The sequence below is a fragment of the Micrococcus sp. KRD026 genome (genome assembly GCF_017168445.1).
GTDB lineage: Bacteria > Actinomycetota > Actinomycetes > Actinomycetales > Micrococcaceae > Micrococcus > Micrococcus luteus.
Window position 1 is genome coordinate 100883 of sequence record NZ_JABFBA010000005.1, and the last position, 11838, is coordinate 112720.

10 protein-coding genes and 1 tRNA gene are annotated in these 11838 nt (G+C 72.5%); 1 reads left to right on the forward strand and 10 read right to left on the reverse strand.

Going from position 1 to position 11838, the window contains the following annotated elements; translation table 11 throughout:
- Window positions 1-48: 48 nt before the first annotated feature.
- A complete protein-coding gene (locus tag J1M40_RS01865; protein ID WP_206450407.1) occupies window positions 49-1143 on the forward strand; it encodes a PqqD family peptide modification chaperone in 1095 nt (364 codons plus the stop codon).
- Window positions 1144-1197: 54 nt separating this feature from the next.
- Here J1M40_RS01865 and lepB read toward each other — a convergent pair whose 3' ends face one another.
- From lepB to rsmA, 10 genes are all read right to left on the reverse strand, one after another.
- Complete coding sequence (gene lepB, locus J1M40_RS01870; protein WP_070709771.1) at window positions 1198-1944, reverse strand: signal peptidase I; 747 nt, start codon at window positions 1942-1944, stop codon at window positions 1198-1200.
- 2 nt (window positions 1945-1946) lie between these two features.
- Window positions 1947-2927 (reverse strand): ribose-phosphate diphosphokinase, encoded by a 981-nt coding sequence (locus J1M40_RS01875; protein WP_070709768.1) that lies wholly within the window; start codon window positions 2925-2927, stop codon window positions 1947-1949.
- Window positions 2928-3043: 116 nt separating this feature from the next.
- Window positions 3044-4081, reverse strand: a complete 1038-nt coding sequence (locus J1M40_RS01880) for a nucleotidyl transferase AbiEii/AbiGii toxin family protein (RefSeq protein WP_087114480.1) — start codon at window positions 4079-4081, stop codon at window positions 3044-3046.
- Window positions 4059-4628 carry a type IV toxin-antitoxin system AbiEi family antitoxin domain-containing protein gene (locus J1M40_RS01885; RefSeq protein ID WP_070709107.1) on the reverse strand — a complete coding sequence of 190 codons (570 nt, stop codon included), beginning with the start codon at window positions 4626-4628 and terminating at the stop codon, window positions 4059-4061. The genes J1M40_RS01880 and J1M40_RS01885 overlap by 23 nt, the downstream gene beginning before the upstream one ends.
- Window positions 4629-4713: 85 nt before the next feature.
- Complete coding sequence (gene glmU, locus J1M40_RS01890) at window positions 4714-6207, reverse strand: bifunctional UDP-N-acetylglucosamine diphosphorylase/glucosamine-1-phosphate N-acetyltransferase GlmU (RefSeq protein WP_144919119.1); 1494 nt, start codon at window positions 6205-6207, stop codon at window positions 4714-4716.
- 37 nt (window positions 6208-6244) lie between these two features.
- Window positions 6245-6316 (reverse strand) — tRNA-Gln (locus J1M40_RS01895).
- Window positions 6317-6380: 64 nt separating this feature from the next.
- Window positions 6381-7874: a sugar transferase gene (locus J1M40_RS01900; protein WP_159305442.1), complete on the reverse strand. Its 1494-nt coding sequence runs from the start codon at window positions 7872-7874 to the stop codon at window positions 6381-6383.
- Between the two features lie 142 nt (window positions 7875-8016).
- On the reverse strand, window positions 8017-9858 hold the full coding sequence (locus tag J1M40_RS01905) for an ABC-F family ATP-binding cassette domain-containing protein (RefSeq protein ID WP_070709111.1): 1842 nt from the start codon (window positions 9856-9858) through the stop codon (window positions 8017-8019).
- A gap of 66 nt (window positions 9859-9924) precedes the next feature.
- On the reverse strand, window positions 9925-10893 hold the full coding sequence (locus tag J1M40_RS01910) for a 4-(cytidine 5'-diphospho)-2-C-methyl-D-erythritol kinase (protein WP_070709113.1): 969 nt from the start codon (window positions 10891-10893) through the stop codon (window positions 9925-9927).
- The gene (rsmA, locus tag J1M40_RS01915) at window positions 10890-11810 is read right to left on the reverse strand and encodes a 16S rRNA (adenine(1518)-N(6)/adenine(1519)-N(6))-dimethyltransferase RsmA (protein ID WP_170720494.1); all 921 of its coding nucleotides are present in this window, start codon (window positions 11808-11810) and stop codon (window positions 10890-10892) included. The genes J1M40_RS01910 and rsmA overlap by 4 nt, the downstream gene beginning before the upstream one ends.
- Between the last annotated feature and the right edge of the window lie 28 nt (window positions 11811-11838).

The window sequence follows — 11838 nt, forward strand, 5'->3', positions numbered from 1 at the left end:
GGATGGAAGGGGTGAACCATGCCCGGCGCCCAGGGGGAGGACGAAGCCATGAGCGAGACCACCGCGTTGCGCATCGGCACCGGTCTCGATGCCGTGACGGTGAGCGGCCTCACAGGAGACGAGCGCGCGGAGGTCATCGCGTCCTGGGCCCGGTGCGGTGTGGAGGTCGTGCAGCCGCCCGCCGACGCGGATGCGCACCGGGGCGCCGGCGCCGCGCGTCCGTGGCTCCAGTGGCACGAGGACCTGGTGTTCCTGGCGACCTCACGGGCGATCGAGTCCGCCCGCGGCACCCACCTGCTGTTCCATGCCGCGTGCCTCGCCGCACCGGACACCGGGGCGGCGATGGTCCTGGTGGCGGCGTCCGGGACGGGCAAGACGACGGCCACGCGCCGGCTGGGACCCCATTTCGCCTACCTCACCGACGAGACGGCGATCATCGCCCCGGACGGCCTGGCCGTCACCCCGTACCCCAAGCCGCTGTCCGTGCTGGAGGCACGCGGAGTGCGGCCGAAGACCCAGCGCGGCCCGGACGACCTCGGTCTCGGCCCGACCCTTCCTGACGCCCGACTGGCCCGGATCGCCATGCTGGACCGCGTGCGGGATCCGGCAGGCCCGGTGACGCCGCGAGCGGAGGCCATGGAACTCGTGGCCGCGCTCGCGGCGCTCGTCCCCCAGACCTCCTCCCTCTCCCTGCTCCCCCGCGGCCTCGTGACGCTCTGCCGCGTCCTCGACGCGGTCGGCGGCGCCCAACGCCTGGTCTACGCCGAAGCCGAGGACCTGCGGGGCGTCGTCGACGGCCTCCTGGCGGCCCCGCCCACGCCCGTCACCCCCGCCTGGGAGGCACTCACCGAGGAAGAGCTCTCGGCCTCCGTCGGAGTGGCAACCCCGGGCGCGGTGTCCCGCTGCGCCGTCGACGACGGCATCCTGACCGACCACGGCCGCCTGGTCCTGCTCGCCTCGGACCGCCTGGTCGTGCTCGAAGGTCTGGGCCCGTCCGTCTGGCTCCTGCTGGACGAGCCGCGGACGGCCGCCGACGTGGTGGCCCGCCTCCGCACCGAAGGACCCGTGCCCGAGGACGCCGAGGCCCGGGTGCACGAGGCGATGGACGCCCTGGTCACCGCGGAACTGGCCAGGACCGGCTGAACCGGCCCGGCCCGGAGGCGGCCGGCGCCCAGGACGCCCCGCCCCCTCAGGAGATCAGTGTCCGCCCCAGTGCGTGGGCGGCCAGACGGTCACGAAGACCTCGCCCACGATGTCCTCGCGGGTGACGAAGCGGGCGCAGTCCCCGGCCTGGTCGGCGGGGATGCCGCGGCACGCGATCACGGAGTCGGCCGAGTTCGAACGGTGGTCGCCGAGCACGAGCATCGAGTCGTCCGGCACGGTGACCGGGCCGAAGCAGCGCGCGGACATCACCTCGGACTCGCAGTCCAGCTCGTCCCGGATGAACGGCAGGTCGTTGTGGATGTATGGCTCGTCCACGGGCTCCCCGTCCACCGTCACCGCGCCCTCGGCGGTGCAGCACTCCACGGTCTGCCCCGCGGTGCCGACCACGCGCTTGACCAACGCCTGCTCGTGCGAGCGGCCGATGCCGGTGAGGTCGCCGAACGTGCGGACGGCGTTCTCCACGGCCCCCTCCGGTGGCATGGGGTGCGCCCAGTCCTCGTTGGCCGTGAAGACCACCACGTCCTGGGAGTCGGCCATCCCGTCCGGGTAGGCGGTGCGGTTGACCAGCATGCGGTCCCCCACCTCGAGGGTGTTCTCCATCGAGCCGGACGGCACCGAGTACACCTTCACCCACAGGGCCTGCACCACGGCGACGACCGCGATGGCCACCACCACGTTCAGCAGCAGGGAGGCCCAGAACGGCAGGCGCGGACGGTGAGGCTGCGGCGCGGCGACCGCGCCGCCGTGGTCCCCGTGGGCCGGCTCGACGCGCTCGGCCATGGTCAGGCGACGCCGTCGAAGAGGCTGGTGACCGAGCCGTCCTCGAAGACCTCGCGGATCGCGCGGGCGATCAGCGGGGCGATCGAGAGCACGGTGAGGGTCTCGAAGCGCTTCTCCTCCGGGATGGGCAGGGTGTTGGTCACCACGACCTCACGGGCGCCGCACTCGCCGAGACGCTGGGCGGCCGGGTCCGAGAACACCGCGTGCGTGGCGGCGATGATGACGTCCTTCGCGCCGGCGTCCTTGAGGATCTGCACGGCGCCGGCGATGGTGCCGCCGGTGTCGATCATGTCGTCGATCAGCACGCAGACGCGGCCCTCGACGTCCCCGACCACGGTCTTGGACTCGGCCTTGTTCGGAACGGTGAGGTCCCGGCTCTTGTGCACGAAGCCCAGCGGCACGCCGCCCAGGCGGTCCGCCCACTGCTCGGCCACGCGCACGCGACCGGTGTCCGGGGAGACCACCGTGACCTCCTCGCCCTCCACGCTGGAGCGGATGTGGTCCGCCAGCAGCGGGATGGCGAACAGGTGGTCCACCGGGCCGTCGAAGAAGCCCTGGATCTGGGCGGTGTGCAGGTCCACGCTCATCACACGGGAGGCGCCGGCGGTCCTGTACAGGTCCGCGACGAGACGGGCCGAGATCGGCTCGCGGCCGCGGCCCTTCTTGTCCTGGCGAGCGTACGGGTAGAACGGCGAGACCACCGTGATGCGGCGGGCGGAGGCGCGCTTCATGGAGTCCACCATGATCAGCTGCTCCATGAGGTGGTTGTTCAGCGGCGCCGGGTGCGACTGGATGATGAACACGTCCTTGCCACGCACCGACTCGCCCGAGCGCACGTAGATCTCGCCGTTGGCGAAGTCGTAGGCGCTCATGGGGAGCAACTCGGTGCCCAGCTCCTCGGCGATCTCCTGCGCGAGCTCGGGGTGGGCGCGGCCCGTGGCCAGCACCAGTCGCTTGTCCTCGCTGCGGCTCAGCTCCGTCATGACGTCCTCAACATCCTTCGTGGTTGCACGTTCCATGCCCGGCGGCGGCGCGCGGCCGACGTCCAGCGGGCCGCCTGAAGGGCCCGGTCCTCGCACCCATCCTAGGGCGCGCGGGGTCAGCCCTGAGCGCCGGAGCCCTCCGCGCCGGCGGCCCGCGCGATCCTTGTGATCAACGACTCCAGCCAATCCGCCGCGTCGGACACGCGCGGCTGCAGGAGCCTGGCCTGTCCCTCCGCACCCACTCGTGTCTCCTCCAGCGCATCCAGGTACCCCTGCTCGAGAGTCCGGACGTGAGCGACCGGAGGCGGCCACTCATGCGGTGTGTGTCCTGCCGCAGTCCGGCCGGGTGACCGAAACATGAAAGTACGGCTGACGAGATCTGCGAGCAACGGGATGTCGACACCACCCTCGGCCTCCGCCCCATGCCAGAGCAACTGGATGTCCACGAGATCGTGGCCTCGCGTCTGATGTGGATCCGTGACGGCATGGATCTTCTGTGCGAGCTGCTGCTCGACAGCCATCACGGCCACAGACCGCGGTGTTCCACATCCCAACGCGGTGACCGCCTCCGCGACCTGGGGTGCCACGACCTCGACTGGCTGCGCCAGCGTGCTGCCCTCGAATTCGTCGCGCCCGATCTCGATCGGGACCGACACCCAACTTGTCCTCGGGGAGAGAAAATGCAGGGTCACCTTCGCTCGTGACAGGACGTAGGGATCGGGCACTCCGAGAGGCTCCGCAGGATCGTCCTCATGCACCGTGCCGAAGAAGGCCACCCGGGTCGCAGCCGGGTCGGCCTTGAGTTCTCTCTTGCTCCCGGGCGCGGCCCCCCATCCCCGGTCGACGAACCCGGTCAAGTCCTTCAGCGCCTGCTGGGGATCGCGAGCCAGTAGATCGAGATCCCGGGTCGCCCGCGTCCCGGTGGCTCCATGTCGGAGTCGAACGCCATTTCCACCCTTGACTACGACGCCTTCCGGCAACATCTGCGCCACGATCACTGCTCCCAGCAACCGGCGCGCCCGGTCCACCGGAACGCCCATCGCGTCAGCGATCGCCTCCAGTCGACGGTTGAGTTGGCCTTCGCTCCTGGGCGCACCTCGAGCTCCCAGATCGCCCAGGCCCACGACCACGTCATCGACCGCCACGATGTCCACCGTTCTGCCGCGCCTCCAGGTCCTTCTTCAAGCTCCTCGCCTCGCCCACCGTGAGCAGCCCGCGCGCGCGGGCCTCCTCGATCGCAGCGGCGACGCGCTCGAGAGGGATGCGGTCGAGTGCCTCACGAAGGGCTTGGTTGATCGTGAGGCCTCGCACGCCGCCGTGAAAGGTGAGGTCCTCGTCGCCCGGCGGGGGACGGCGTCGTGTCACTCGTACATGCGCGCGCGGCGAGCCGCGGTACCGCCTCGTCACGCCCACCCGTACGACGGAGGGATCGACCAGGGCGAGGTCGTACAGTGACAGCACTGCGTCCCAGTCCAGGAATGCATCTTCACCGACCGTGGCCACGGCCTCCGCCGCGTCCGTGAACCGGTCGCGGGGAACCTGGCGATGGAGGTACACCCCGTGGGCCAGCCTCCGCAGAACGCCGCGCTGGGCGAGCTTGCGGACCTCGACGGCGGGCACGCCCGCCTCCTCCGCTTCCGTAGTGGCGATGACCCCGTGGTTCCCCGCAGCCACGTCCCACAGATCGTCACGATACGTCACGGGATCACCACCTCATCTCTGGTGTCACAACCGTACCGGAATCGGTACGGTTGTGACACGCCGACCTCTTGTCGGGCGCGCGGGGTCACCCCTGAGCGCCGGAGCCCTCCGCGCCGGCGGCCCGCGCGGCCTCGGCCGAGGAGGTGCCCGGGCGCTTGGCGGGCACCCAGCCCTCGATGGTGCGCTGCGCCACGGCGTTCAGCGCCAGGGCGCCGGCCGGGACGTCGTCGCGGACCACCGCGCCGGCACCGGTGTAGGCGCCGTCGCCCACCGAGACCGGGGCCGTGAACACCGTGTTCGAGCCGGTGCGCACGTGGGCCCCGATCACGGTGCGGTGCTTGGCGACGCCGTCGTAGTTGGCGGTGATGTTGCCGCAGCCGATGTTGGTGTACTCGCCGATCTCGGCGTCCCCGGCGTAGCCCAGGTGGGAGAGCTTGGCGCCGCGGCCCACGGTCACGTTCTTGGTCTCGTAGAACGCGCCGATCTTGCCGTCCTCCCCCAGCACCGTGCCCGGGCGCAGGTAGGTGAACGGGCCGACGGTCGCGCCCGCGCCGATCACGGCCTCCGTGGCGTCGGTGCGCTTCACCACGGCGCCCTCCCCCACCTGCGTGTCCGTGAGGGTGGAGTCCGGGCCGACGACGGCGCCCGTGGCCACCGACGTCGCCCCATGCAGCTGGGTGCCGGGCTTGAGCGTGACGTCCGAGGCGAGGGAGACGGTGACGTCCACCCACGTGGAGGACGGGTCGACGACCGTGACACCCTCCTTCATCCAGCCGCGCAACACGCGGTCGTTGAGCTGGCGGCCCAGGTCGGAGAGCTGACGGCGGTCATTGGCGCCCTCGACCTCCCACACGTCGTCCGTGCCCACCGAGGCGACGCGGCCGCCCTCGGCGCGGGCCATGCCGAGCACGTCCGTGAGGTACTTCTCGCCCTGCACGTTGTCCGTGGAGATCTCCGGCAGGGTGCGGCGCAGCAGGGCAGAGTCGAAGGCGTAGATGCCGGAGTTGACCTCGCGGATCGCCACGAAGGAGTCGTCCCCCGTGGACTCGGCATGGGCGAGGGCGTCCTTGTGCTCCATGATCCGCTCCACGAGGCCCTCGGCGTCGCGGACGATGCGGCCGTAGCCCGTGGCGTCCTCGAGGGTGGCGGTGAGCACGGTGACGGCGTTGCCGTCCGCCTCGTGGTCCGCGACGAGCCGGGCGAGGGTCTCCGGGGTCAGCAGCGGGACGTCACCGTAGGTCACCACGACGGTGCCCTCGAGGTCCGCGGGCAGGGCGGCCAGGCCCAGCTCGACGGCGCGGCCGGTGCCCGGCACGTCGTCCTGGTCGGCGATCGCCAGCGCGTCGATACCCAGCTGGGCCGCAACCGTCTCGATGTGCTCGGCCACGCGGGCCCGCTCGTGCCGGACCACGGCCACGAGGTGCTCCGGCGCGAGCGACCAGGCCGCCGCGAGCGCGTGGCCCACGAGGGAGCGCCCCCCGATCGCGTGCATGATCTTCGGCGTCGTCGACTTCATGCGGGTGCCCTGGCCCGCGGCCAGGACGATCACGGCGGAGGGACGGGCGGACGGCTGGGACATGGGGGCTCCTGCACCGGTGGGGGTCAGAGGACGGGGGTTCCGCCCCTAGGATTCGAACCTAGACCGCACGGCTCCAAAGGCCGGCGTGCTGCCATTACACCAGGGCGGAGCGCCGGACCCCAGGGGGCGGCGACGACGGCCCATTCTTCCACACAGGTCGCGCGGATCCGGGGTCAATAGGCGCCGTCGGCGGCGACCACGGCCTTGACGGTCCGGCCCAGGATCACGAGGTCGCCCAGGATGGACCAGTTCTCCACGTAGTAGAGGTCCAGGCGGACCGCCTCCTCCCACGGGAGGTCGGAGCGGCCGGAGACCTGCCAGAGGCCCGTGATGCCGGGCTGCACCAGGAAGCGGCGGTGCACATACTGCTCATAGGCCTCGACCTCGTGCGGCAGGTGGGGCCGCGGACCCACGAGGGACATGTCCCCCCGCAACACGTTCACGAGCTGGGGCAGCTCGTCGATGCTGGTGCGGCGGATGAGCTTGCCGACCCGGGTGATGCGCGGGTCGTCCTTCATCTTGAACAGCACGTCCGCATCCCCGCCGTCCGAGACGAGCCGCTCCCGGATCTCCTCGGCGTCCACCACCATGGAACGGAACTTGAGCATGGTGAACGGCCTGCCGCCGAGACCGATCCGCTCCTGCCGGAACAGCACCGGCCCGCCGTCCGTGGCCTTGACCGCGATCGCGACGGCGATCAACAGCGGCGAGATGGCGATCAGGCCCAGACCCGACGCGACGACGTCGAACGCCCGCTTGGCGAACGCCTTGCCCTCGGAGAGGCGCGGGGTGGAGAGGTGGATGAGCGGCAGACCCGCGAGGGGCTGCGTGTGGAGGCGGGGTCCGGCGACGTCCACGAGCGCGGGCGCCATGATCAGGGAGACGCCGCGCTCCTGCAGCTCCCACCCCAGTCGGCGGACGTCCCCGGGGACGAACGAGTGGCCTGAGGTGATCACCACGGCTTCGACGTCGCGCACCTCCACGAGGGCGACCACGTCCTCCACGGTGTCCAGGTCCGTGGAGACCGGTATCGGGAGGTAGTCCTCCCGCCGGGCCTTGTATCCGGGGAGAGCCGCCGCCACGGGGGCATAGCCGGCGCCGGCCTCGGAGTCGAGGGTCTGGAAGATGTGTCGGACCGCCTTCGGGCCGCCGACGAGCAGGAGCCGCCGCCGGAACCTGCCGTGGTGGCGCTGCCGCGCCACCCACCCGCGCACGAGGAACCGGCCCAGCAGGAGCAGGAGCACGCCCAACGGCAGAGCCAGACCCACGTAGCCGCGCGCCACTTCGAGACCTGCCGCATAGGCGAGGATCGCGACGGTGCCGAAGAGGTACAGGGTGCCCTGCAGGACCCGCTTGTACTCCTCGCTGCCCACCCCCAGGATCCGGATGTCCCGCGAGCCCTGGATGCTCAGCGCGAGCACCCACGCCGCGCTCAGCGCGAGGCTGATGACGCTGTAGTCGATGACTTCGGCGCCGGGGAGGGTGGTGCGCCGCGGTCCGCCGAAGCGGAGCTGGGCCGAGACGAAGGTGGCGAGCAGGACCGCGACCACGTCCACGATGAGGACGAGCAGCGGGAGGCCCCGCTCCCAAGGCCGGCCCAGGACACGGCCGCGGGCGGTCGAGCCCATGCGGAGCGCGGTCGACTCATCACCGGGACTCCCGATCACGCTCTGCTCCTCCGTCCTGACGCGGGGGGATGGTCCACGTCATGTGGGGTCAGGCATGGTGCTGTGCCCCGGCCCCCGATTATAGGGCGGAAATTGTGAATGGCTGTGACGGCCGCCGCACCCTCCTGTGCGCGCCCGCCGGTCAGTCCCCTTCGGCGAGTTCGGCAGCCTGCAGCCACTCCTCTTCCAGGACGTCCAGCTGTGCGTCGAGGTCCTTCAAGTCGGCGGAGGCCGCGGTGAGGGCATCGAAGTCCTGCGCCTGCCCCAGCTCGGCCATCCGCGCCTCGAGGCCGGACCTGCGGTCCCGCAGCCGGGTCATCTGCTTCTCGAGCCGGGCCATCTCCTTGCGGGCCAGCCGACGCTCCGCCTCGGTGGGCCCGGTGTCCTCCTCCGGCCCGCCCATGCCCGCGCACGTCCCGACGACGTCGTTGCGGCCCCGTACCGCGCCGGCTCCCCGGGCCGGGCCGCCGGCCTCGGCCATCGCGGCGCGCAGCTCGAGGTACTGATCCACCCCGCCCGGCAGGCCGCGGACCTTGCCGTCCCCGAGCAGGGCGACCTGGTGGTCGGTGACGCGCTCGAGCAGGTAACGGTCATGGGAGACCACCACCAGGGTCCCCGGCCACCCGTCCAGCACGTCCTCGACGGCGGCCAGGGTGTCCGTGTCCAGGTCGTTGGTCGGCTCGTCGAGCATGAGGACGTTGGGCTCACCCACGAGCAGGCGCAGCAGCTGCAGGCGCCGGCGCTCGCCACCCGAGAGCTCCGAGACCTGAGTCCACTGCCGGGAGGTGCCGAAGCCGAGCATCTCGAGCAGCTGGCCGGAGGACATCTCGCGGCTACCGACCTGGAAGGACGAGCCTTCGCGGGCCATGACTTCGGCGACGCGCAGGTGGGCGACGTCGTCGAGCTCCTTCACGTCCTGGGTGAGGGTGGCCGAGACCACCGTCTTGCCGCGCTTCACCCGCCCCGAGTCCGGGGCGATGCGGCCGTCGAGCAGGCGCAGCAGGGTCGACTTGCCCGCACCGTTGACGCCGACCACGCCGAGCCGCTCGCCGGGTGCCAGGCGCAGGGTGACGTCGTCGAGGATCGGCTTCTCCCCCAGCGTCAGGCTCACGTGCTCGAGGTCGAGGACGTCCTTGCCGAGCCGGGCCGTGGCCATCTTCGCCAGGGACACCGAGTCGCGCGGGGCGGGGACGTCCTCGATGATGGCGTTGGCCGCCTCGATGCGGAACTTCGGCTTGGACGTACGCGCCGGGGCGCCACGGCGCAGCCAGGCGAGCTCCTTCTTCACCAGCTGCTGACGCTTCTGCTCCGTCACCGCCGCCTGCCGGGAGCGCTCCGCGCGCGCGAGCACCCACGCCGCGTAGCCGCCGTCGAACGGGTCCACCGTGGCGTCGTGCACCTCCCACGTGCGCGTGCAGACCTCGTCGAGGAACCACCGGTCGTGGGTGACCACCACGAGGCCGCCGTCGGTGGGGCGCCAGCGCTGCTTCAGGTGGCGGGCGAGCCACGCGACGCCCTCGACGTCCAGGTGGTTGGTGGGCTCGTCGAGGAAGAGGACGTCGTCGTCCCCGGCGAGCAGACGGGCCAGGGCCACGCGACGGCGCTGGCCGCCGGAGAGGCCCCGCACGGGCTGGCCGAGGTCGAAGCCGTCGAGGAGACCGCCCAGGACGTCCCGGGCCTTGGGGTCCGAGGCCCACACGTGGTCGTCCACGTCCCCGACCACGGCCTGACGCACGGTGTGCTCCGGGTCGAGCCGGTCCTGCTGGTCCAGCACGCCCACGCGGACGCCGCCGCGGCGGGTGACGCGGCCCGTGTCGGGTTCCTGGAGGCCGGCGAGGATGCGCATGAGCGTGGACTTGCCGTCGCCGTTGCGGCCCACGAGTCCGATCCGGTCCCCCTCATCCACGCCGAGGGAGAGGCCCTCGAGGACGGTGCGGGTTCCGAAGGCGATGCCGATGTTCTCGGCGCCGAGCAGGTGGGCCATGGAGGGGGTGGTCCTTTCCGGACGGAGGAGGGGTGGTCAGGGTGCGGCGGGGTGCGCCGCCGGGTGTCACAGCACGTGGGCGCCGGGCACGGGGCCGTGGACGGGGAGGGCGCGCACTCCCGTGCGCTCCTCGATGGCCGAGGCCAGCCGCAGCGCGGAAGCCTCGTCCTGGGCCACGAAGAGCAGGGTGGGGCCGGAGCCGGAGACCATACCGCGCAGCGCGCCCTCGTCCAGGCCGAGGTCGAGGACGTCCGAGAGCTCGGGGAACAGGACGACGGCCGGGGTCTGCAGGTCGTTGTCCATGGCGGTGGCGAGTTCGAGCGGGTCGGCCGCGGCGAGGGCCCGCAGGACGGCCTCGTTCACCTCCGGGCGCGCCGGCCCGTCGGGCAGGTGGCCCTCCCGGCGCAGCTCGTCCAGGGTCTGGAACACCACGGGGGTGGACAGCCCGGCGTCCGCCGGGACGAGGACGAGGTGCACCGGGGTGCGGGCCGCGACGGGGGTCAGCTCGGCCCCGGTCCCGAGCCCGACGGCGGCGCCGCCCAGCACGCTGAAGGGCACGTCCGCGCCCAGCGGGGCGGCCAGCTCGGCGAGCTCGGCGCGGGTGTGCCCGGTCTCCCACAGGACGCTGCACGCGAGCAGCGCGGCGGCTGCGTCGGCGGAGCCGCCGCCCATGCCGCCCGCGACCGGGACCTGCTTGGCGACCTCGAGGTGCACGCCGTGGCTGTCAGGATCGAGTCCGAGGGTGTGCCTCAGGTGTGCGGCGGCGCGGTGCGCGAGGTTGCGCTCGTCCCAGGGCACGTCCTGGGTGTCCACCAGACTGATGTGGCGGCCCGACGGGCCGACGGTGATCCTCCCGTCCGTGCGCGCGATCGCCGTGACGGTCTCCCGCAGGCTGACGGCCAGGTACACGGTGGCCACGGGGTGGTAGCCGTCCGCGCCGGGCGGCCCCACCCGCAGGGACAGGTTCACCTTGCCGGGGGCGCTGACCGTGACGTGCCGGGCCGCGGGGTCGAGGCCGAGGTCCTCCGTCGTCATGCGCTCACCTCCGCCGCACGCCGCGGGCCGTGCTCGGCGATCCGCGCGAAGGCCGCGATGTCCAGGGCCTCGCCGCGGGCGCGCGGGTCCACGCCGGCGGCCACCAGGGCGTCCTCCGCCGCCTGCGGCGACCCCGCCCAGGAGGCGAGCGCGGCGCGCAGGGTCTTGCGGCGCTGGGCGAAGGCGGCGTCCACCACGGCGAAGACCTCCCGGCGGGACGCGCTGCCCGCCGGCGGCTCGCGCCGGGTGAAGGCGACCAGCCCGGAGTGGATGCGCGGAGCCGGCCAGAACACCTGGGTGCCGATGGTGCCCGCCTTGCGCACGTCCGCGTACCACGCCGCCTTGGCGGACGGCACGCCGTAGACCTTGGAGCCGGGCCCGGCCGCGAGACGGTCCGCGACCTCCTCCTGCACCATCACCAGGCCGTGCCGCAGCCCCGGCAGGACCGCGAGCGCGTGCAGCAGCACGGGCACGGCCACGTTGTAGGGCAGGTTCGCCACGAGCGCGGTGGGGCCGCCGGCCGCGGCAGCGGGCCGGACCTCAGCCAGGGACTGCTCGTTCAGCGTCATGGCGTCCGCGTGCAGCACGGCCAGGGCGTCCTCGGCCCCGGGGCGGAACTCGGCGGCGGTGCGCGGCAGGCGGGCGGCGGTGACCGGGTCGATCTCGACGGCGGTGACGGCGGCGGCCGCGTCCAGCAGGCCGAGGGTGAGCGAGCCCAGACCGGGGCCGATCTCCAGCACGTGCTCGTCCACGGTCACGTCCGCGGCCTGCACGATGCGTCGGATCGTGTTCGGGTCGATCACGAAGTTCTGGCCCCACTGCTTGGTGGGACGCAGGTCCAGCTCGGCGGCGATGCGCCGCACGTCCGCGGCGCTCAGCAGCGGGGCGGGAACGGGGTGCGGGGAGGGCTGGACCATGCCCGCGAGTCTATCGGGGCGCCGGACA